Genomic DNA, 21,361 nt, shown 5'->3' with positions numbered 1-21,361 from the left:
ACCCGGGATTCGGCGTCCGAGCCCGTTCGGCACCGGCCGTCGGCACACACAGAGGGTGACGCTCACTCAGCGTCAAGCGCTGCCGCCGAAGCGAGCGACCCGACGCCATCACAAACGCGACTTAAGCGGACACAATCCTCGCGAGCGCCGCGGCAGGGAGAACCATCTCAGCAGACTTTGCTCTGCAGCCACCGAGGCAGCGCTCACGATTCGTGACAGTTGCGCCCATGGCTGCAGAGCAAAGTCGGCGAGGGGTGAAGTGTCCCGCCGGCCGAAAAGATACGCTGAGTGACCGCCTTGGGCTGTGGACAACGTGCGGCGACCACAACGAGGAGGGCGAACCCGGAGAACGGCGAGCCGAGCCCTGCCGCCACACATGGCGGCAGCAGACGGACCACGTCGGCCGAGCAGCGGTCAGTAGGTCAGTAGCGCTCGCGCAGCAACTGGGCGGCCTCGACGGCCCAGTAGGTGAGGATGATCTGGGCACCGGCCCGGCGGATCGAGGTGAGCGTCTCCAGCATCACCCGCTCCCGGTCGATCCAGCCGTTCGCGGCGGCCGCCTCGACCATCGCGTACTCGCCGGAGACCTGGTAGGCGGCGACCGGGACGTTCACCGCGTCCCGGACCGCCGACACCACGTCGAGGTAGGGCAGCGCGGGCTTGACCATCACCATGTCGGCGCCCTCGGCCACGTCCAGCTCGACCTCGCGCAGCGACTCGCGCAGGTTCGCCGGGTCCTGCTGGTAGGTGCGCCGGTCCCCCTCCAGCGCCGACTCCACGGCGTCGCGGAACGGGCCGTAGAAGGCGGAGGCGTACTTCACCGCGTACGCGAGCACCGAGACGTCCTGGTGCCCGGCGGCGTCGAGCGCCTTGCGGACCACGCCGACCTGGCCGTCCATCATCCCGGACGGCCCGACCACGTGGACCCCGGCGGCGGCCTGGGCCACCGCCATGTCGGCGTACGCGGCGAGCGTGGCGTCGTTGTCGACCCCGCCGTCCGGGGTGAGCAGGCCGCAGTGCCCGTGCGAGGTGAACTCGTCCAGGCACAGGTCGCTCATCACCGCAGTCGAGTCGCCGACCTCGGCGACCACGTCCCGGATCGCCGTGTTGAGCACGCCGGCCGGGTCGATGCCACCGGAGCCGGTCTCGTCCCGCGTCGCCGGCACCCCGAACAGCATGATCCCGCCGACCCCGGCCTGGACCGCCTCCGCGGCGGCCTTGCGCAGCGAGTCCCGGGAGTGCTGGAGCACCCCCGGGAGCGACGCGATGGCCCGCGGCTCGGTCAGCCCCTCCTTGACGAACATCGGCACGACCAGCTCGGCCGGGTCGACGCGGGTCTCGGAAACCAGCCGCCGCACGGCCGCGTTGCGGCGCAGCCGGCGGGGCCGGATCTCGGGGTACGGCATGACGGGCCTCCTGTCAGCGGAACCGCAGGGCGGTCGGGCCCTGCACCTTCGAGCCCCGGCGCTGCTTCGCCGGCATGGCGGCGAGCTTCTCCCGCAGCTCGACGGCGTAGGCGGCGAGCGCCTCCACCAGGTCGGGCACCGAGGCGTGCGGCGGCTGCACGTCGACGCGCAGGCCGAACTCGGTGGCGGTCTCCGCCGTCTTGGGCCCGATCACTGCAACAACGGTCCGCGCGTGCGGCTTCCCGGCGATACCGACGAGGTTCCGCACTGTGGACGACGAGGTGAACAGCACCGCGTCGAACCCGCCGGACTTGATCGCGTCGCGGATCTCGGCGGGCGGCGGCGCCGCGCGCACGGTCCGGTACGCGGTCACGTCGTCGACCTCCCAGCCGCGCTCGGTCAGGCCGGCGGCCAGGGTCTCGGTGGCGATGTCGGCGCGCGGCAGCAGCACCCGGCCGACCGGGTCGAGGATCTCGTCGTGCGGCGAGAACTCGGCCAGCAGGCCCTCGGAGGACTGCTCCCCGGAGGGGATCAGCTCGGGCTGGATGCCGAAGGCACGGACCGCCTCGGCGGTGGCGTCACCGATGCAGGCGATCTTCACGCCACCGAAGTGGCGGGCGTCGAGGCCGTGCTCGGCGAACTTCTCCCACACCGCCCGGACCGCGTTCACCGAGGTGAAGATGACCCAGGCGTACCGGCCGTCGACCAGGCCCTTCACCGCCCGCTCCATCTGCGCCGGGGTACGCGGCGGCTCGACCGCGATGGTCGGCACCTCGCACGGGATCGCCCCGTACGCGCGCAGCCGCGCGCTCATCACGCCGGCCTGCTCCTTGGTGCGGGGCACCAGCACCTTCCAGCCGTACAGCGGGCGGTTCTCCCACCAGCTCAGCTTGTCGCGGTCGGTGACGGCCGCGCCGACGGTGAGCACCACCCGGCCGGTGAAGCCGAGCGCCGCCGCGACGAAGGAGTCGACTGTCGACGTGGTGGTGTACTGCGTCTCGCCGGTGCCGTCACCGGTCACCCCGACCGCTGTGGTGCCGTCGACCCCGGCGGCCAGCAGGCCGTCCCGGACGGCGGCCAGGTCACCGGCGTCCACGGCGAGCGCCAGCGAACCCCGCCCGACGGCGGTGGCGAGCGCCTCGAAGTCCAGCGCGGTGACGTCCTCGACGTCGGCGGCGGTGCGTACGCCCGGCAGCGGGACACCCGCGTACGTGGCCACGCCCTCGGCCTGGCCGACGCCCGGGACCACCTCGAAGTGCGCGGCGGTACGCGCGACCGCCTGCACCTCCTTGACCACCGAGTCGTGGCCGAACGGGTCACCGGCGACCAGGTGCACGGCGTTCTGCCCGGACCGGGCCGCGGAGATCAGCACCTTCGCCACGTCCCCCGGCACGCCCTCGGCGGGGCTGAACTCGGCGTCCGGCCGGGCCTGGGCGCGGACGTGCGCCAGGAGCGACTCGGGTACGCCCCGGTCGTAGACCACCTGGTCGGCCTCGACCAGGGCGTCCAGCGCCCGGCGGGTCAGCAGGCCCGGGTCGCCGGGACCGGCCCCGACGAATGCGATCTGGCCTACGGGCTTACGGGTGCGGGTCATTCTGTGCTCCCAAGTTGCTGGGTCCCCGGGCCGGCCTGTGCGTCCTGGCCGAGGATCGAGTCGGCGCCGAGTTCGAGGAGTTCGGCGGCGAGTGCCTTGCCGATCTCCGCCGCGTCGGCGGGCGTTCCGGTGCGGGACAGCCGGAGGTCACGAGTACCGTCCGGGCTGATCACCGCACCGCGCAGGTAGATCTCCTGATTGACGTCGCCCTCGTCGGTGGGCTCGCCTTCGGCGAGAACGGCGTACGCGGCCACGGGCGCGCTGCACCCTGCCTCCAGGGTGGCCAGCAGCGCCCGTTCCGCGGTGATCGCGGCACGGGACGGTGCGTGGTCGAGCAGCGCGAGCAGCTCGATCACGTCCTGGTCGTCGGCCCGGCACTCGACGGCGAGCGCACCCTGGGCGGGTGCGGGCAGCATGAGCATCGGGTCGAGCGTCTCGGTGATGACGTCGGCGCGGCCGATCCGGTTGAGCCCGGCGCGGGCGAGCACGACGGCGTCGAGGTCGGCGTCCGGGCCGAGCACGCGGCCGAGCCGGGTGTCGACGTTGCCCCGGATCGGGCTGACCTCCAACTGCATGCCCAGCGCGTGCAACTGGGCGATCCGGCGCAGCGCGCCGGTGCCGACGCGGGCGCCGGGCGGCAGCTCGGCGAGCGTACGGCCGTTCGTGGCCACCAGCGCGTCACGCGGATCCTGCCGGGGCGGTACGGCCGCGACATGCAGGCCGGGCGCCGCCGCGGTGGGCAGGTCCTTGTACGAGTGGACGGCGAAGTCGATCTCGCCGGCGGTCAGCGCGTCGCGCAGCGCGGAGACGAACACGCCGACGCCGAGCCGCTGCACCGGGGCGGTGGACCTGTCGCCGGCGGTCACCACCTCGACCAGCTCGACCGGGCGGCCGGTGGCCGCGGTGAGGGCCTCGGCGACGTGGCCGGACTGGGCCATCGCCAGGGCGCTGCCCCGGGTACCGAGGCGAAGGGGGGCGGTCATCGCGCACCTCCGGTGGGCGGGACGTCGGCGGCGTCGAACGACGGCCGGCCGTCGAGGTCGGTGGCGACCACGTCGGGGACGGTGTCGACAGGGGACGTCTGCGGAACGTCCAGGTCGAACAGTTCGCGCAGCAGCGCCGCGTACTGGTCGCCGCCGGGCTCGGCGGCGAGCTGGCGGACCCGTACGGTCGGCTGGTGCAGCAGCCGCTGCACGACCCGGTGCACGGTGCGGGCGACCTCGGCGCGCTGGTCGTCGCTGAGGTCGGGGCGGCGCTGGCCGAGCCGGCGCAGCTCGGTGGTGACGACGTCCTCGGCCCGGCCGCGCAGGGCGGCCACCGTCGGTGCGACGTCGGCGCCGCGCAGCCAGCTCAGGAACGCCTCGACCTCGCCGGTCACGATCCGGGCCACCTCGGCGGCGTCGGCCGCGGCCGGTCCGTCGGCGAGGACGGCGGCCATCCGGTCGATGTCGATCACCTCGACGCCGGGCAGCTCGGCGACGCCGGGCTCGACGTCGCGCGGGACGGCCAGGTCGAGCAGGACCAGCGGGCCGCGGTCGGCGTCCCGGCGGGCCAGCGCCCGGGTCACCACGTCGCGGGTGAGCACCGCCTCGGTGGCGGCGGTGGCGGCGACCACGACGTCGACGTCGGCGAGCGCGGTGATCAGCTCGGCCATCGGCACGGCGGACGCGCCGTACGACTCGGCGAGCCGGACGGCACGGGCGGCGCCCCGGTTGGTCACTGTGAGCGGGCCGGCGCCCAGCCGGGACAGCGTGGCCACGCCCAGCGAGCCCATCGCGCCGGCGCCCACCACCATGGCGGGCCGGCCGGCCAGGTCGCCGTCGAGCAGCCCGGCGGCGAGATCGAGGGCGGCGGTGACGACGCTCTGCCCGGCCCGGTCGATGTTGGTCTCGGCGTGCGCGCGCTTGCCGACCCGCAGCGCCTGCTGCATCAGCTCGTGCAGCAGCCGCCCGGCGGAGTCGGCGCCACCGGCGGAGTGGTAGGCGTCGCGAAGCTGGCCGAGGATCTGCGCCTCGCCCACCACCATCGAGTCGAGCCCGGCGGCCACCCGGAAGACGTGGTCCACGGCGGCGGCGTCGTAGTGGACGTAGAGGTGCGGGGCGAGCGCCGCGGGCTGGCAGCCGGCCTGGTCGGCCAGGACCGCGCAGATGTCACCGAGTCCGCCGTGGAACCCGGAGACGGCGGCGTAGACCTCCACCCGGTTGCAGGTGGAGACCAGGACGGCCTCGGCGACGTACGGCTGGGCGATCAGGCGGTCCAGCGTGCGGGTGAGGTCGGCGGGCGGGACGGCCAGCTGTTCCAGGGTGGCGACCGGGGCGGTGCGGTAGGACGCGCCGACGACGAGCAGTTTCACGTGCCGATCGCCTCCTGGGTGTCGGTTGCCGCGAGTCCGCCGGGCAGGGCGGTGAGGGCGGACCCGCCGGTGGCGGGGAGCGCGGTCAGCGATGCCTTGCGGTGCTCGTGGAAGGACAGGATCTGCAGCTCGATGGCGAGGTCGACCTTGCGCACGTCGACCCCGTCCGGAACCGAGAGTACGCAGGGCGCGAAGTTGAGGATGCTCGTCACGCCGACGGCGACCAACTGGTCGGCGACCGCCTGGGCGGCCGGGGCGGGGGTGGCGATGACGCCGATCGAGATCGACTCCTCGGCGACGATCTGGGGCAGCTCGTCGACGTGCCGTACGACCAGGCCGTTGATCACTTCGCCGACGCGGGACCGGTCGGCGTCGACCAGCGCGGCGATGCGGAATCCGCGGTTGGCGAAGCCGTCGTAGCCGGCCAGGGCGTGACCGAGATTACCCACGCCGACGAGCGCGACGGTCCGGCACTGGGTGAGCCCGAGCACCGAGGAGATCTGGTCGACCAGCAGCGCCACGTCGTAGCCGACGCCGCGGGTGCCGTACGAGCCGAGGTGGGACAGGTCCTTGCGGAGCTTCGCGGAGTTGACGCCGGCGGCGTTGGCGAGGCCCTCGCTGGACACCGTCTCGTGCCCGGCGTCGGCGAGCGCGTGCAGCGCACGCAGGTATTCCGGGAGCCGGGACACGGTCGCCTCGGGCAGGTCCGGAAGCGCCGGTACGGCACCGGTGCGACCGGGCGCGCCTGGTTGACGGTGCTGGCTCATGAGACTCCGTGCGGTGCGATCCTCGACCAGCGACGGGGGCCGGTCGTTTCGGGACTCCCGCTGGCGACCGAGATTGCCGGCTGTGCTAGCAGGGCGCGTCGGAACTACAGAGTAGGTGTTTGTGAAGGGGTGCACAAATCGCGATCTTGAAAGCTCGCGACGCGCCTTCACCTGCCCCTCCATTCCCGCAAGATCGATCAACCGCGTCTCTCGGCGGCGCATGGCGATTATTGCTCAATCCAGACTTCCCTGACCAATCGCGCGGGGCCCGTAGCGCTCCGTGACCGGCGTGGCGAGGCGAGTCTCACGTTTCGAGTAGGGAGAACCCCACCCCGAACAGGCCAGCGTGCGGGATGGGTCGGCGGGGCACGCGCCCATAGCCTCGAACCATGACCGCAGCACCACTGGCCACCGCGCCCGCTCCGCTGTCCCCCTTCCACGGGCTCCTGCGCCGCCTCGCCCGCGACACCACCTACGTGCTCGTGGGCCTCCCGCTGGCGATCGTCAGCTTCGTGCTGGCAGTGGTGGGGATCTCACTCAGCGCCGGGCTGCTGGTGACCACGCTCGGCCTGCCGATCCTCGCCGGCTTCCTCTACGCGGCCCGCGGGCTGGCCGACATCGAGCGGCTCCGGCTCGCCGGGGTGCAGGACCGGCCCCGGGTACGCCCGGTCTACCGCAGACCGGAGCCGGGTGCCGGGTTCTGGCGCCGGGTGTTCACCCCGATCCGGGACGCGCAGTCGTGGCTCGACCTGCTGCACGCCTTCGTCCGGCTGCTCGTGGCGGTGCCCACGTTCGTGCTGCTCGTGGTCTGGTGGGTGCTCGCACTGGGCGGCACCCTCTACATCGCGTACGACTGGGCCATCCCGCGCGGCGCGGACGACCAGGACCTGAGCCAGCTCCTCGGGATGGGCGACGGCCCCGGCGCGCGGATCGCCCTGAACACCGCGATCGGGCTGTTCGCCCTGTTCACCCTCCCGCTGGTGGCGCGCGGGTGCGCCCGGCTCCAGGCCGGGCTGGCGTACTCGCTGCTCACCGGCGTGGCCGAGATGCGGCAGCGGATCGTCACGCTGGAGGAGCAGAAGCGGGCCGCCGCCTCGGCCGAGGCGGTCGCGCTGCGCCGGCTGGAGCGCGACATCCACGACGGCCCGCAGCAGCGGCTGGTCCGGCTCGCCATGGACCTCGGCCGGGCCCGCCACCAGCTCGCCGCCGACCCGGAGGCGGCCCGTCAGACGCTCGACGAGGCGGTCGCGCAGACCCGGGAGACGCTGGACGAGCTGCGTGCCCTGTCCCGGGGCATCGCCCCGCCGATCCTGGTCGACCGGGGCCTACCCAGCGCGCTCGCCGCGCTCGCGGCCCGCGCCCTGGTACCCACCGAGCTGGCCGTGGACGACGACCTGGGCACCGCCGCCGGACGGCTCGACCCGGGGCTGGAGAGCACCGCGTACTTCGTGGTGGCCGAGGCCCTGACGAACGTCTCGAAGCACAGCCGGGCGAACATCTGCCGGGTGGAGGTCACCCGGAAGGTGGGCCGGCTGGAGATCACCGTCACCGACGACGGCGCCGGCGGCGCGCACCTGGCCAAGGGGCACGGGCTCAGCGGCATCGCCGACCGGGTCCGGGCGGCGGGCGGCACCCTGGAGGTGGCCAGCCCGGCCGGCGGCCCGACCCGGATCCACGCCGAACTGCCGAGGTGACCCGGTTCGCCCGGGCTCCGGGCCGTCGCGCGGTGGCGCGGCGCGCCCGGCATCCGGGCCGCCGGGCGGCAACCGGGTCCGGGCGTGATAGACACCGGACCCATGCGGGTGGTGATCGCGGACGACGCCGTACTGCTCCGGGAGGGGCTGGTCCGGCTGCTGACCGAGTACGGGCACGAGGTGGTGGCGGCCGTCGGTGACGGTGACGCGCTGGTCGAGGCGGTGGTGGCGCACCGGCCCGACGTGTCGGTGGTGGACGTGCGGATGCCGCCGTCACACACCGACGAGGGACTGCGCGCCGCGGTGGAGGCCCGCCGCCGGGTGCCGGGCACACCGATCCTGGTGCTGTCCCAGTACGTCGAGGTGTCGTACGCCGACGACCTGCTGGACACCGCGGGCGGGGGCGGCGGTGGGATCGGCTACCTGCTCAAGGACCGGGTCGCCGCGATCGACGAGTTCCTCGACGGCCTGGCCCGGGTGGCGGCCGGCGGCACCGTGCTCGACCCGGAGGTGATCAGCCAGTTGCTGGTCCGGCGACGGCGCGACGACCCGCTGGCGTCGCTGACCCCGCGCGAGCGCGAAGTGCTGGCGCTGATGGCCGAGGGCCGCTCGAACACCGCCATCGCCCGGACGCTCGTGGTCAGCGACGGCGCGGTGGAGAAGCACGTCCGCAACATCTTCACCAAGCTCGACCTGCCCCCTGATGCGACCACCCACCACCGCCGCGTCCTGGCCGTCCTGGCCCACCTGCGCGCCTGACCGGGCGGGTCAGGCGAGCGTGCGGGCCAGCGTCACCGCCTCGGTGAGCGTGTCGGCGGCCGGGTGGCCGCTGCCGCGCAGCCGGTCCGGGTCGGACAGGCCGCCGGTGTAGAGGACGCAGCGGGCGCCGACCGAGGCGGCCGCGTCGGCGTCGTCGAGCGAGTCGCCGATCAGCACCACCTCGTGCCCGCCCAGCCCCAGTTCGGCCAGGTGCTTCTCCAGCCACTCGGCCTTGTGCCCGCCGCCGACCGTGGCGCGCAGCCCGTCCACCCGGCGGAAGTGCGGGGTCAGGCCGTACGTGTGCACGGTCGGCACCAGCTCGTCGTGGAACCACATGGACAGCAGCGACTGGCTGCCCTCCCAGGACTCGATCGCGGTGGTGGCGTCGGCGGCCAGGGCGCAGGTGGTCAGCCCGGCCCGGTAGGCGTCGTGGAAGACCCGGTCGAGCGTCCCGAACGCCTCGGCGTCCACGGCCCGGCCGAGCATCTCGGCGTAGTAGTCGGCGATCGGCCGCCGGAACCGGACCCGGTGCTCGGCCGCGGTGACCGCCGGCCCGCCGGCGCTGGCGAAGGCGACGTTAGTGGCCTGGACCACCAGGTCGAGGTCGTCGAGGAGCGTTCCGTTCCAGTCCCACACGAGGTGGCGTCGCATACCCGTCACCCGAGCACCATAGTGCTAGAGCTGCGGCGTGGTCAGATCGCGCAGCAGCCGGTCCTCCTCGACCCGCCAGTAGCCGTGCTCCTTGCCGTCGAGCAGCACCACAGGCAGCCGGTCGCCGTAGTCGCGCTCCATCTCCAGGTCGCCTGTGACGTCCCGCTCCACCCACCGGTCGCCGGTGACCGCCACCACCCGGTCGAGCGCGGCCTTGGCGTCGTCGCACAGGTGGCAGCCGGGCCGGGTGATCAGGATGAGCCTCGGGTCACTGGACATCGGATACCTCCGTGCGGATCTCGGTCGGCGTCGCCGGGGACGGCACCGCGGGCGCCGGGCGCAGCTCGGTCTTGCGTACCTTCCCGATCGCCGAGTACGGCAGGCTGTCGACGAACTCGACGGCGGTCGGGCACTTGAACCGGGCCAGGTTACGCGCGCAGTGGGCGAGCAGGTCCTCCGCCGTCACCGGCGGGCCGGCCGCCCGGACCACGTACGCCCGCACAGTCTCGCCGGTCCGCGGGTGCGGCACGCCCAGGACGGCCGACTCGGCCACCCCGGGGTGCGCCTGGAGCACCAGCTCCACCTCGTGCGGGTAGACGTTGAAGCCGTTGACGAGGATCAGCTCGCCGAGCCGGTCGACCAGGAACAGGTCGCCGTCGCCGTCGGCGTACGCCACGTCGCCGGTGGGCCACCAGCCGTCCGGGTCCGGCCCACCCCGCCCGTCCGGCCAGTAACCGGCGAACAGGTTCGGGCCGCGTACCACGATCTGCCCGGGGTCGGTGCCGGACGGCTCGTCGGAGAGGTCCATCTCGTCCTCGTCGGGGGCGTCGGCGGGCACCCCGTCGCGCCACAGCTCGGTGCCGTCGGACCCGACGAGGCGCAGCCCGACGCCGGGCAGCGGGCGGCCGATCGAACCCGGTTTCGGCTCGCCGCCGACGAGCGTCGAGGTGAGCACCGGCGCGGTCTCGGTGAGCCCGTAGCCGACGTGCACCGGGTGCCCGGTCAGCTCGGTGAAGCGCGCGCCGGCTGCGAGCGGCAGCGGCGCCGCGCCGCACACCGCGACGCGTACCGAGGCGAGCGCCGCGGCCGGGTCACGCTCCGCCTCGGCCCAGGTCAGGAACATCGGCGGTACGCCGACGAGCACTGTGACCCGGTGCCGGGCGATGTCGTCCAGCGCGCCGGCCGGGCCGGGCTCGTCGACGAGCACCCCGGTCGCGCCGTGCCGCACGACGGCGCCGAGTGCGGAGTTCAGCCCGTACGCGTGGAACAGCGGAAGGGCGAGCAGCACGACGTCGTCGGGGCCGACCACAGGTGGTTCGATGCGGTCGACCTGGTCGTGGTTGGCGGCGAGCGCCCGGTGCGACAGCATCGCGCCCTTGGGCCGGCCCTCGGTGCCGGAGGTGTAGAGCAGGACGGCGAGGTCGTCGCCGGAGCGGGCCGGGAACCGGGCCGGCGCGGCGTCGCCGGACACCGGCGGCGCGGTGTGCACGGCACGCAGCGCGGGCAGCTCGGCGGGGTCCACCCGAGCGGTCACCTCGGGCGCGCCGACGAGCACGGTCGCGCCGGAGTCGGCGAGGACGTGCCGCAGCTCGCGGGCGGTCAGCGTCGGGTTGACCGGTACGGCCACCAGCCCGGCCCGGAGCGCGGCGAGGTAGGTGACCACGAAGTCGGGGGTGTTGCCGAACGCGATCGCCACCCGGGGCGGGTGGCCGGTTCCGTCGGCCGGTGGCGCGTCGGCGAGCAGCGCGCGGGCGGTGGCGGTGACCGCGTCGTCCAGCTCGGACCAGAGCAGCGTCCGGTCGCGCCAGTGCAGCGCGGCCCGGTCGCCCCGTTGCGCGGCGGCGTGGCGGAGCCGGTCGGCGAGGTTCGGCGCGGAGCTTTCGGCGGCGTCCTGCACGGTGGCTGAGTCTGGCACAGCGGTGTCCGACAGGCCATGCCCGAACACGGCGCCGGGTCCGCCGCACGGGACTGCAATTGCCGTACGGTGGGATTCCTAGCCACGGGATGAGGATCTCCACCGGTGCCCGGGCGGGAAGCCGGACGTGACCCGGCCGCACCGCTCCCGCGACACGCCGAGCGAAAAGAAAATCGGCTCCGACCAGGACTTTCCACTGCGGACCAGGTTCCGGCGCGAAAGTCAACCACACACGACGGACAACGGGTCCGCCATGTGTGCGACCTGGCGGGAAATACTTCCGCTCTGTGTAACGGACTTGCCACGCGTGGGTGACGTTGGCCCTATCATCACTCGGGTCGGCTCACCCCATTTGCCGTGAGTCGACACCCCTCAGCCCGAGGAGGCCCCCGTGCCCGTGAGCGCATTGGACCAGCACCTCAAGGGGATCTGCCGCCCGCCGGCACGTCCCGACCCGGCCGTGCCCGACCGGGTGTTACCCGGTCCTCCGGCGCGGTCACTGTCCGCTCAGCCTGGGGAGGCGCGGTGACCACCTTCGGTTACGCCGAACGACCGGCCGGTGTCACCGGCCCGGCCCAGCGCAACCCGCTCAACGAGCGCGCGGACCCCGGCCCCCGGGGCACCGACGGCCAGCTCGCGGTACGCGGCGACGGGCGGCGCGTCCGCAGCCGCGCGCACCACACGAACGAGGCGCCGCCCCGCCCCGCGGCCCCGGGCGGCAACGCGAAGCCCGCGACCGGCCGCCTGGGCAGTCCGACCCGCCCGACCATGCCGGCCCAGGCGCGACGCGGCGACGCGGCGACCGGGGCCGAGCCGTCCGCCGCCGAGACCGCGGTCCTGCCGGCGGTGACCACCGGCGACACCGCCGTCCTGCCCGCCGTGCCGGCCGCCGCGCCCGCCACCGGCTTCCCCAGCCGCCCCGACCCGTCCGACCCGGCCACCGAGGTGTGGACGCTGGTCGAGCGCGCACAGGCGGGCGAGTCCGAGGCGTTCGGGCTGATCTACGACAGGTACGTCGACACCGTCTTCCGGTTCGTCTACTTCCGCGTCGGCAACCGCCAGCTCGCCGAGGACCTCACCTCCGACACGTTCCTGCGGGCGCTCAAGCGGATCGGCAGCTTCACCTGGCAGGGGCGCGACCTCGGCGCCTGGCTGGTCACCATCGCCCGCAACCTGGTCGCCGACCACTTCAAGTCCGGGCGCTACCGGCTGGAGGTCACCACCGGTGACGTCCTGGACGCCGACCGGGAGGACCGCGGACCCGAGGGCAGCCCCGAGGCGGCGGTGGTGGAGCACATCACGAACGTCGCCCTGCTCACCGCCGTCAAGCAGCTCAACCCGGAGCAGCAGGAGTGCATCGTGCTGCGGTTCCTCCAGGGCTTCTCGGTGGCCGAGACGGCCCGCTCCATGGGCAAGAACGAGGGCGCCATCAAGGCCCTGCAGTACCGGGCGGTCCGGGCGCTGGCCCGGCTGCTGCCCGACGGCTTCCACTCCTGACGGTCCCGACCCGGCCGGCGCACGACGCCGGGCGGTGTCGCATGCCCGACGTACCCCCCACCCGCCCCTCACTCCCGGTGATTTCGCCGCCGCCCCAGCCGTAACCGGCGACCGGCGCGGTCCGTTTCTCCGGGTGCGACCAGTGGTTGTCCCGGCGTCCCCCGGGCCACCCGGTCCGGCGGGTCAGGTCGGCCGTTCCGGTCGGCCCTGGGCCACACGCTGCCACCGGTCGCTGGTGACGACGACGGCCGCCCGGCCGTGACCAGCGAGAGGGGGTGCCGCGGTGGACAGCGACCTCTTCTCCCGTCGGCGAGCCGAGCGCTTCGCGCAACTCCTCGACGAGGCCAACGGCGGACGCCGGCACCACGTCCGGTCCAAGGCGGACGGTGAGCTCACCGCACTCGTCGAGGTGAGCCGCCGGCTCACCGCCGAGCGGCCCGACGTCGAGGTGGACGCCGAGTTCCGTACCGGCCTGCGGGCGATGCTCGTGGCCACCGCCGAACGCGAGGGCGTCGGCGCTCCGGCCAGGACCGCCACCTCCGGCGTACGCGGTGCGCTGCTCCCCGCCATCACCGGCCGCCGGGCGCGAGCCCGGGGCGCGATCCTGGTCGGCGTGGCCGCCGGGGCGGTCGCCCTCTCCGGTATCTCCGCCGCCAGCGAGAACGCGCTGCCCGGCGACGCCCTGTACGGCATGAAGCGCTCCACCGAGCGCGCCCAGCTCGCGCTCGCCAGCTCGGACATCAGCCGAGGCCAGCTCTTCCTCGACTTCGCCCGCACCCGGCTCGACGAGGCCGCCTCGGTGCGCGACGACCGCATCGGTTTCAGCGCCGTCCTGGACGACATGGACGCGGACACCCGCCAGGGCGTACGCCTGCTGACCACTGTCGCCGCGCAGCGCTCGGACCCGACGGCGCTGGACGCGGTGGACACGTTCCTCGCCGGCCAGCGCCGGGTGGTCAGCGGCCTGCTCGACCGGCCCGACCACGCCGACCGGGACCGCACCCGCCGCTCGCTGTCCCTGCTCGACGCGGCGGGCAAGCGCGCCGACGCGCTCCGCGAGGCGATCGCCTGCGGGCTGCCCGCGCCGCAGGCCAGCGACATGCTCGGGCCCGCTCCGGCCACCTGCCCGGCCGACCGCTGACGCCTACCGCGCCACACTTCTCCCGGCGGACACCCGGCCGTCACATCGTGCCGGATACGCTCGACGAGGAGGGCGTACGCCGTCGTCGAGGCAGGGAGGTCGCCGTGGCCGGGAGCCGGAAGGTGACCGTCAGCACCGACGCGCACGGGCACACCGCGGGCTGGTCGGAGACCCCCTCGGCACCGGCGACCACAGTCACGCCCGACCCCACCGCGGCCGCGTTCTTCGACGTGGACAACACGATGATGCAGGGCGCGTCGATCTACTGGTTCGCCCGCGGGCTGGCCGCCCGGAAGTACTTCACCACCGGGGACCTGGCCCGGTTCGCCTGGCAGCAGGCACGGTTCCGGCTGCTCGCCACCGAGCACGCGGGCGACATGTCGCAGGCCAAGGAGGCCGCGCTCGCCTTCGTCCAGGGCTGGCGGGTCGACGACATGGAACGCCTCACCGACGAGATCTTCGACGAGCTGATGGCGCCGCGCATCTGGGCCGGCACCCGTCGCCTGGCGCAGCGCCACCTCGACGCGGGCGAGCGGGTCTGGCTGGTCAGCGCCGCCCCGGTGGAGATCGGCCGGGTGATCGCGACCCGGCTCGGCCTGACCGGCGCGATCGGCACTGTGGCCGAGGTGGTCGACGGCGCGTACACCGGGCGGCTGGTCGGTGACCTGATGCACGGGCCGGCGAAGGCCGAGGCGGTCACCCAGCTCGCCGCCGTGGAAGGGCTGGACCTGGCCCGGTGCGCGGCCTACAGCGACTCGGCGAACGACCTGCCGATGCTCCGCGCGGTCGGCCGCGCGGTGGCGGTCAACCCCGACCCGGCGCTGCTGCGGCAGGCCCGCGAGCAGGGCTGGGACGTGCGCGACTTCCGCACCGGGCGCCGGGCCGTACGCATCGCCGTGCCCTCCACCGCGGCGGCCGGGCTGCTCGCCGGCGCGGTCACGGCCGGTCTGGCGCTGCACCGGCGCCGCCACCGCGACGCCTGACCGGCGCGGCCCGGCTCAGGGGCCGAACGGGTCCGGCCGGCGTTCGAGCAGCTTGTGCAGCGTCTGCTGGATCGTCTCCCGCACCTGGTCGGCGAGGTTGAACACCACGAGCGGGTCGTCCGCCGCGTCACGCAGGTGCGCGGTCGGGATCGGCGGGCAGAACTCGATCAGCCACTTGCTCGGCAGCGGCACCATGCCCAGCGGCCCCAGCCAGGGGAACGTCGGCGTGACCGGGAAGTACGGCAGTTTGAGCAGCCGGGCCAGCGGCTTGATGTCGGCGAGCATCGGATAGATCTCCTCGCCGCCGACGATCGCCACCGGCACGATCGGCGTACCGGTGCGCAGCGCGGCGGAGACGAACCCGCCCCGGCCGAAGCGCTGGAGCTTGTAGCGGTCGGCGTAGAGCTTGCCGACGCCCTTGAAGCCCTCCGGGAACACGCCCACCAGTTCCCCGTTGCCGAGCAGCCGCTCCGCGTCCGGGTTGCACGCGACGGTGCCGCCGGTCTTGCGGGCTATCTCGGAGACGACGGGCATCCGGAAGACCAGGTCGGCGCCGAGCAGCCGCAGGTAGCGGTGCGCCGGGTGCCGGTCGTGCAGCGCGGTGGAGAGGATCAGCGCGTCGAGCGCCACGGTGCCGGAGTGGTTGCCGACGACGAGACCGGCGCCCTCGTCTGGTACGTGCTCGATGCCGCTGACCTCGGTGCGGAACCAGTCCCGGTAGAGCAGCCGGACCAGCGGGTGGACCACCGCGTCGGTCAGGTCGGGGTCGAAGCCGAACTCGTCGACCTCGTAGTCACCGGCGAGCCGCCGCCGCAGAAACGCCAGCCCCTGGGCCACCTTGCGGTCCCAGTGGTCCCCCGGACGGTCGGCCACGGCCGGACCCGACGGCGCGTTCCCGGTCGGTGCCTCGTCCGCGGGGGCCTGCTGCACGACGGCCTTCTTGGCGACGGCCTTCTTCGCCACGGCCTTCTTCGCGACCGTCTTCTTGGCCACTGTCTTCTTCGCCGGCTGGTGCCGCGTGGCCGGAACGCCCGCGTCGGCGGAGGCGCCCGGCTCGTCGGCGGAGGTGTCCGGCTCGTCCGGCGGCGCCGCCGGGCGGGCGGACGGCGCGGTCACCCGGCGGTGCCCGTTGCGCCGCGCGGGCTCCGCGCCCGGATCCGGCACACCCAGCGGTACGTCGTAACGCGCGTCACGCCGCTCGTCGGGGCTGCTCACGAACGCTCCCGTACGGTCGAGCGGACCTGCCGGATGCTCTCCAGCACCAACTGCTCGGCGGCGGCGAGCTGGTCCCGGGTGACCACGACTCCGCCGTGGTGGGCGCGGATGAAGTCCTCGAACGCGGCGGCTGTCGAGCGGGGCGTGAAGCCGTACTCCCGCTCCAGTCGGCTGGTGTCCACCACCCGACCGTGCACGAAGAGGTCCACCTGGTCCAAGCCGTACCGGCCGAAGCCCAGACTGCGGGCGACCGCGGCGACCCCGGCCAGGCCCGGTTCCAGCACCGGCACCGCCACCCGGCCGGCCCGGCGGATCGCCTGCGACAGCGACAGCACCCCCGGCCCGGCGACGTTGTACGTGCCCGGGTGATCCTCGGCGACGGACCGGTGCAGCACCTCCAGCGCGTCGTCGAAGTGCACGAACTGCAGGCGCGGATCGCGGCCGAAGACGGTGGGCACCACCGGCTGGGAGAAGTAGCGGGTGAGCGTGGTGTCGGCGGCGTACCCGATGAACGGCGCGAAGCGCAGCACCGTCGCGGTGACGTCGGGCCTACGGCGGCGGAACCCGCGGACGTACCCCTCGATGTCGAGGATGTCGCGGCCGAAACCGCCACGCGGCACCTCGCGCGGCTCGGTCTCCTCGGTGAAGACGGCCGGATCGCGGAACGACACCCCGTACGCGGCGGTGGACGAGCGGACCACGAGCTTGCGCAGCCGGGGCGCGCGTTGCGCGGCGGCGAGCAGCTGCATGGTGCCGATGACGTTCTGTTCCTTCATCCCCGCCCGGCCGCCCTGCTGCGGGTCGGGGGCGGTGACGAGCGCCAGGTGCACCACCGTGTCGACGTCGAGGTCGTGCAGGAGGCCGCCGAGCGAGTCGAGGTCCAGGCGGATGCGTTCGACGTCGGAGAGCAGGTCGGTCAGCTCGGGGTTGGGTGGTGCCGGGTCGACCCCGATGACGCGTTCGATCCGCTCGTCGGCGGCGAGCCGGGCGGCCACGTGGGCGCCGAGCCAGCGCCCGACCCCGGTGACGACGACGACCCCCGGGGCACCGGAGGTGTCACCGGGGGTCATGTCGTGCGCCTAGCGCGGCAGGCGGGATCGAGCCGGGACGTCCGCGGCCTGATCACCTGAGCCTCCGAGGGTCGACAGTTGGCAAGTGGTGCCGGTGCCGGGCTGCTGCCCGGCACCGGTCACTTGCCGAGACGGCGACGCTGGACGCGGGTCTTGCGCAGCAGCTTGCGGTGCTTCTTCTTAGCCATGCGCTTGCGGCGCTTCTTGACCACCGAGCCCATACGACAGCCTTTCGATGCAACGTGCGGGGCGGACCGGACGGCACCACCACGGGTGGCGCCGTGACCGCTTGCGGACAACGGACCGGACCAGCGTGGTGGGCAGGGCACACCAGAGAGCGGTCACGGTCGTGGCCCAGCCTAACCGGAGTGCGTCAGCAGGACCAACGCGCCCCCGTCGATGCCCCTTTTCGTCGCACTCGGCGGACGGTGCGCCGAGGGCTCAGGCGGACTCCTGGAAGGCGCCCCGGAGGTATTCGTGCACGGCGTGCTCGGGCACCCGGAACGACCTGCCGACCCGTACCGCGGTCAGCTCACCGCTGTGCACGAGGCGGTAGACGGTCATCTTGGAGACCCGCATGACCGTCGCCACCTCGGCGACGGTCAGGAACCTGACATCCGACAGCCGTGCGTCGGACTGCGACCCGGCCATGGCTCACCGACCCATTCCCGTGCCCGGCGCGTGTCACCGGGCAGGTGTTCCCGCCTCGACGAGCGACGCGCGTGTAACCAGTACGGTAGCGGGACGGCTGTGACCTGCGCGATCCCTTCCACCCTTTGATCATGGCGAGACAGCCGTTCACCCGATGTCCACCAGGGCTTTTTCGCCCGGACGGGTGTCTCGTCCGATCCGGGCGACCGCCGTCTACTCGGCGCGCAGCGCCACCACCGGGTCGAGCCGTCCGGCCCGCTGCGCCGGCACCACGCCGAAGACGATGCCGACCGCCGCGGAGACGCCGAACGCCAGCGCCAACGACCACCAGGTGATCGCCGCCGGGATCGGGGAGAACGCGTCCACGAGCAGCGCGGTGCCGACGCCCAGCGCCATCCCGGTCAGGCCGCCGACCGAGGTGAGCAGCACCGCCTCCAGCAGGAACTGCACGCCGATGTCCCGGGGGCGGGCGCCGACCGCCTTGCGCAGGCCGATCTCGCGGGTCCGCTCGCGTACCGAGACCAGCATGATGTTGGAGACGCCGACGCCGCCGACGAGCAGCGAGATGCCCGCGATGGCGGCCAGCACGCCGGTCAGCACACCAAGGATGTCGCCGAGCACGCCGAGGATCTGCCGCTGGGTGACGGCGCTGAACTCGGTGTCCGGGTGCCGGCGGGACAGTTCCGCGACGATCCGGTCGCCGAGCTCGTCGATCCGCTCCCGGTCCGGCGCCTTCACCGCGATGCCGTCGATGCGCTGGGTGCCCCACAGCCGTTGCGCCGCCGTCACCGGTACGTGCACCTCGTCGTCCCGGTCCACGCCGAGACTCTGCCCGAGCGGGGCGAAGACGCCGATCACCCGGAACCGCACCCCGGCCAGCGTGACCTGCTGACCGAGCGGATCCCGGTCGGGGAAGAGCGCGCGGGCCACCGAGTCGCCGAGCACCGCCACCCGGCGGCTGGTGTCCACGTCCGCCCCGGTGAGGTAGCGGCCCCGCGACAGCGACCTGGTGAACACCGACGGGGTGGTCTCCAGGACGCCCTGCACAGTGGTGAAGTCGGACCGGTTGCCGGCCCGTGCGGTAGCGCCGGAGGCCACCGTGACGGCGACCCGGCCGGGGTCGCCGACCACCCGGGAGACCGCGTCGGCGTCGCTGAGGTCCAGCGGCGAGACCACAGGCGCGTTGCCCACCTCGATCCGGCCCGGCACCACCAGCAGCAGGTTCGAGCCGAGCCCTTCGACCTGCTGCTCGACCTGCTGCTTCGTGCCGGTGCCGATGGCCACCAGGATCACCACCGAGGCCACCCCGATGATCACCCCGAGCATGGTCAGCAGGCTGCGCATCCGGTTGGCCCGCAGCGCGTCCGACGCCACCCGCCACGCCTCGGCCAGCCTCATCCGGCGTCGCCCCGCTGACGGCCGCCTGCGGCGCGCGGAAGGCGCCCGGTGGCCCCGGTGGCGCCACCGGGGCCACCGGGCGGGTGCCCCGGGCCGCTTCCGGACGCGGACCGGGGCTCCGCGCTGGGAGCGGGGTCCAGTGTCGCAGGTACGCCGGAGCCGTCCGACGCCGGTCGATCATGAAGGCTGTCGGACCGGATGAGTCCGTCCCGTACCGCGATGCGCCGGTGTGCCCGGGCGGCCACCTCCTGGTCGTGGGTCACCATCACCAGCGCCACCCCGGACTCGGCGTTCAACTGTTCCAGCAGCTCCAGCACCGCCTCGCCGGTGGCGCTGTCCAGGTTGCCGGTCGGCTCGTCGGCGAGCAGCACCGCCGGTTCGGTGACCAGCGCCCGGGCGATAGCCACCCGCTGCTGCTCACCGCCGGAGAGCTGGTTGGGCCGGTGGTGCAGCCGGTGACCGAGCCCCACCCGGCCCAGCATCGCCGCCGCCCGCTCCCGCCGCTGCCGCGCCCCGACACCCCGGTAGACGAGCGGCAACGCCACGTTGTCCACTGCCGACGTACGGGCCAGCAGATGGAACGCCTGGAACACGAAGCCGATGGTCTCGTTGCGCAGCGTCGCCAGCTCCGGCGCGGTGAGCGTGGTCACGTCCCGCCCGCCGATCACCAGCCGGCCGCCGCTGGGCCGGTCCAGCCCGCCGAGCAGGTGCATGAGCGTCGACTTGCCCGAGCCGGACGGCCCGATCACCGCCACGTACTCGCCCTGGTCGATGGTGAGCGACACCCCGCGCAGCGCGGACACCGAGACACCGTCCAGCTCGTACGTGCGCCAGACGTCGACCGCCTCGACCGCCGGTACGGTCACCGGAGTTCCTGGCCGTCGCGCACCTGGTCGGCGCCGCGCACCACCACCCGGTCACCGGCCCGTACGCCGTCGACGATCTGCACCAGGTCCTGCCCCTGCACGCCCACCGTCACCGGCACCCGGTCGGCCCGGCCGTCCCGCAGCACCCAGACCGCGTCCCGCCCGTCGGTGGAGAACACCGCCGACGCCGGCACCGCCACCGCGTCGGCGGCCTCCCGCACCCGCAGCCGTACCACGGCGTTCATGCCAGGGCGGGGTGCCGGAGCGGCCTCGGCCTCACCGAGGCGGCCGGCGCCCAGGTCGAGGCGGACCCGGTAGGTGACGCCGCCCCGCGCCGAGCTGGTCGGCAGCACGTCCACCGACCGCACAGTCGCCTCGTACGTCGCGCCGGTCACCGCGTCCAGCTCGACCGAGGCGGGCACCCCGGCCCGGACCAGCAGCACGTCGGTCTCGTCCACCTCGGCGAGCAGGCCGAGCCGGCCGATGTCCACCACGGTGAGCACCGGCGTGCCGGCGGTGACCCGGCCACCGGCCGGGATCGCGTCGTCCACCCCCGGCGGCGGGCCGCCCTGCCCGCCCGTGCCGAGCGCCGACGGGTCGAGACCGGGCACCGCCGTGCCACCCGCCGCACCGAGCAGCCCGGCCAGGTCGGCCGGCGCCGCCGACCGGGTGCCGCCCGGCTGCACCACACCGGCGATCGGCGCGCGCAACGTCAACGCGTCCACTGTCGCCTTCGCCAGGTCGTACGCCTGCTGGGCCTGGAGTCGTTGCGCGGACGACAGCGCGCCGACGGCGCTGTTCAGGCCGGCGACCCCGCGCTGCACCTGGGCCACGGCCCGGTCGGCGGCGCGGGCGGCCGACTCGTACTGCCGCTGCGCCGACTGGACCTGGAGCAGGAGCGCGGCGCGTACCTGCGGGTCGCCGACCTTGCCGGCGGCGGCGCGGGCGGCGGCGAACGCCTCGTCGGCAGCCCGGTCGGTGCCGCGCCGGCTGCCGCCCAGGTCGCCGGTGCCGGTACCCCGCCCGGCCCGCTTCGCCGCACGCAGCGCGTCCCGCGCCTTCGCCAGGCGGTCCCGGGCCGACGGCGAGTCGATCACCGCGAGCACCTGCCCCCGGGTCACCCGCTGCCCCGGCTGCACCCGCAGACGTGCGAGCGTGCCGTCGGCGGGTGCGGTGAGGGTGGCGGCGGCCCGCGCGGTGACTGTGGCCGGGGCGTCGATCACCTCGCTGACCGGCGCGCGGCCCACCTCGGCGACTGTGACCGCCGGGGCGTCGTCGCCGCAGGACGCGGCGGTCGTGCCGGTCAGCGCGACGACGGCGAGCACCGCTGTGACGAGACGGGGGCGGCGGGCCGCGGGCAGCCGCGGCGAGGGAGTGCGGGCCACCCGGCCCATGCTACGA

20 protein-coding genes are annotated in these 21,361 nt (G+C 74.2%); 5 read left to right on the top strand and 15 right to left on the bottom strand.

All coding sequences use genetic code 11. The features are described 5' to 3' along the window. Positions 1 to 422: 422 nt before the first annotated feature. From hemB to FHX31_RS00660, 5 genes are read right to left on the bottom strand one after another with little or no spacing between them, the layout of a single operon-like run. Positions 423 to 1,406, bottom strand: coding sequence for a porphobilinogen synthase (gene hemB / locus FHX31_RS00680; protein WP_184974561.1), 984 nt, complete (start codon positions 1,404 to 1,406; stop codon positions 423 to 425). Between the two features lie 13 nt (positions 1,407 to 1,419). Then, positions 1,420 to 3,000 carry a bifunctional uroporphyrinogen-III C-methyltransferase/uroporphyrinogen-III synthase gene (locus tag FHX31_RS00675; protein ID WP_013475156.1) on the bottom strand — a complete coding sequence of 527 codons (1,581 nt, stop codon included), beginning with the start codon at positions 2,998 to 3,000 and terminating at the stop codon, positions 1,420 to 1,422. Beyond that, positions 2,997 to 3,983 carry a hydroxymethylbilane synthase gene (hemC, locus tag FHX31_RS00670; RefSeq protein WP_013288746.1) on the bottom strand — a complete coding sequence of 329 codons (987 nt, stop codon included), beginning with the start codon at positions 3,981 to 3,983 and terminating at the stop codon, positions 2,997 to 2,999. The genes FHX31_RS00675 and hemC overlap by 4 nt, the downstream gene beginning before the upstream one ends. Then, complete coding sequence (locus tag FHX31_RS00665) at positions 3,980 to 5,353, bottom strand: glutamyl-tRNA reductase (protein WP_013288747.1); 1,374 nt, start codon at positions 5,351 to 5,353, stop codon at positions 3,980 to 3,982. Before FHX31_RS00665 ends, hemC begins: the two co-directional genes overlap by 4 nt. Beyond that, entirely contained in the window at positions 5,350 to 6,120 is a 771-nt protein-coding gene (locus tag FHX31_RS00660) for a redox-sensing transcriptional repressor Rex (protein WP_013288748.1), read from the bottom strand. The genes FHX31_RS00665 and FHX31_RS00660 overlap by 4 nt, the downstream gene beginning before the upstream one ends. A gap of 389 nt (positions 6,121 to 6,509) precedes the next feature. Between FHX31_RS00660 and FHX31_RS00655 the strand changes: the two genes are divergently transcribed. Together FHX31_RS00655 and FHX31_RS00650 are read left to right on the top strand one after the other, a co-directional pair. Next, positions 6,510 to 7,814 (top strand): sensor histidine kinase, encoded by a 1,305-nt coding sequence (locus FHX31_RS00655; RefSeq protein WP_184974558.1) that lies wholly within the window; start codon positions 6,510 to 6,512, stop codon positions 7,812 to 7,814. Between the two features lie 102 nt (positions 7,815 to 7,916). Further along, positions 7,917 to 8,573 (top strand): LuxR C-terminal-related transcriptional regulator, encoded by a 657-nt coding sequence (locus tag FHX31_RS00650; RefSeq protein ID WP_013475153.1) that lies wholly within the window; start codon positions 7,917 to 7,919, stop codon positions 8,571 to 8,573. Between the two features lie 9 nt (positions 8,574 to 8,582). Here the strand turns inward: FHX31_RS00650 and FHX31_RS00645 are convergent, their stop codons facing one another. Genes FHX31_RS00645 through FHX31_RS00635 form a run of 3 tightly spaced genes read right to left on the bottom strand, consistent with a single transcriptional unit; the run spans position 8,583 to position 11,169 of the window. Further along, positions 8,583 to 9,224 (bottom strand): HAD family hydrolase, encoded by a 642-nt coding sequence (locus FHX31_RS00645; protein WP_013475152.1) that lies wholly within the window; start codon positions 9,222 to 9,224, stop codon positions 8,583 to 8,585. Between the two features lie 24 nt (positions 9,225 to 9,248). Continuing rightward, positions 9,249 to 9,503: a glutaredoxin family protein gene (locus tag FHX31_RS00640; RefSeq protein WP_013288752.1), complete on the bottom strand. Its 255-nt coding sequence runs from the start codon at positions 9,501 to 9,503 to the stop codon at positions 9,249 to 9,251. Beyond that, positions 9,493 to 11,169 carry an AMP-binding protein gene (locus tag FHX31_RS00635; RefSeq protein WP_013475151.1) on the bottom strand — a complete coding sequence of 559 codons (1,677 nt, stop codon included), beginning with the start codon at positions 11,167 to 11,169 and terminating at the stop codon, positions 9,493 to 9,495. Before FHX31_RS00635 ends, FHX31_RS00640 begins: the two co-directional genes overlap by 11 nt. A gap of 495 nt (positions 11,170 to 11,664) precedes the next feature. On the opposite strand from FHX31_RS00635, the gene FHX31_RS00630 reads away from it, so the two are divergent. The 3 genes from FHX31_RS00630 (at position 11,665) to FHX31_RS00620 (ending at position 14,760) form a co-directional block, all read left to right on the top strand. Then, positions 11,665 to 12,636: an ECF subfamily RNA polymerase sigma factor, BldN family gene (locus FHX31_RS00630; protein WP_047893138.1), complete on the top strand. Its 972-nt coding sequence runs from the start codon at positions 11,665 to 11,667 to the stop codon at positions 12,634 to 12,636. A 283-nt stretch (positions 12,637 to 12,919) separates the two neighbouring features. Continuing rightward, positions 12,920 to 13,777, top strand: a complete 858-nt coding sequence (locus FHX31_RS00625) for a DUF5667 domain-containing protein (RefSeq protein WP_013288755.1) — start codon at positions 12,920 to 12,922, stop codon at positions 13,775 to 13,777. A gap of 104 nt (positions 13,778 to 13,881) precedes the next feature. Beyond that, complete coding sequence (locus FHX31_RS00620; RefSeq protein ID WP_013288756.1) at positions 13,882 to 14,760, top strand: HAD family hydrolase; 879 nt, start codon at positions 13,882 to 13,884, stop codon at positions 14,758 to 14,760. Between the two features lie 15 nt (positions 14,761 to 14,775). On the opposite strand, the gene FHX31_RS00615 is transcribed toward FHX31_RS00620, so the two are convergent. The 7 genes from FHX31_RS00615 to FHX31_RS00585 form a co-directional block, all read right to left on the bottom strand. Further along, a complete protein-coding gene (locus FHX31_RS00615; protein ID WP_030269196.1) occupies positions 14,776 to 15,633 on the bottom strand; it encodes a lysophospholipid acyltransferase family protein in 858 nt (285 codons plus the stop codon). 338 nt (positions 15,634 to 15,971) lie between these two features. Further along, positions 15,972 to 17,045: an NAD-dependent epimerase/dehydratase family protein gene (locus FHX31_RS00610; protein ID WP_013288758.1), complete on the bottom strand. Its 1,074-nt coding sequence runs from the start codon at positions 17,043 to 17,045 to the stop codon at positions 15,972 to 15,974. A gap of 119 nt (positions 17,046 to 17,164) precedes the next feature. Beyond that, positions 17,165 to 17,266, bottom strand: coding sequence for a 30S ribosomal protein bS22 (locus FHX31_RS00605; RefSeq protein WP_007465623.1), 102 nt, complete (start codon positions 17,264 to 17,266; stop codon positions 17,165 to 17,167). A 220-nt stretch (positions 17,267 to 17,486) separates the two neighbouring features. Beyond that, positions 17,487 to 17,696 carry a helix-turn-helix domain-containing protein gene (locus FHX31_RS00600; RefSeq protein WP_013288759.1) on the bottom strand — a complete coding sequence of 70 codons (210 nt, stop codon included), beginning with the start codon at positions 17,694 to 17,696 and terminating at the stop codon, positions 17,487 to 17,489. A gap of 213 nt (positions 17,697 to 17,909) precedes the next feature. Beyond that, positions 17,910 to 19,094, bottom strand: coding sequence for an ABC transporter permease (locus FHX31_RS00595; RefSeq protein WP_013288760.1), 1,185 nt, complete (start codon positions 19,092 to 19,094; stop codon positions 17,910 to 17,912). After that, positions 19,091 to 19,960, bottom strand: coding sequence for an ABC transporter ATP-binding protein (locus tag FHX31_RS00590; RefSeq protein ID WP_013475149.1), 870 nt, complete (start codon positions 19,958 to 19,960; stop codon positions 19,091 to 19,093). Before FHX31_RS00590 ends, FHX31_RS00595 begins: the two co-directional genes overlap by 4 nt. Further along, positions 19,957 to 21,354: an efflux RND transporter periplasmic adaptor subunit gene (locus FHX31_RS00585; RefSeq protein ID WP_091330729.1), complete on the bottom strand. Its 1,398-nt coding sequence runs from the start codon at positions 21,352 to 21,354 to the stop codon at positions 19,957 to 19,959. The genes FHX31_RS00590 and FHX31_RS00585 overlap by 4 nt, the downstream gene beginning before the upstream one ends. Positions 21,355 to 21,361 lie beyond the last annotated feature (7 nt).

It is taken from the genome of Micromonospora sp. CNZ286 (genome assembly GCF_014207755.1).
The sequence above is the reverse complement of the archived record's forward strand: the minus strand, read 5'-3'. Positions and strand labels throughout refer to the sequence as shown.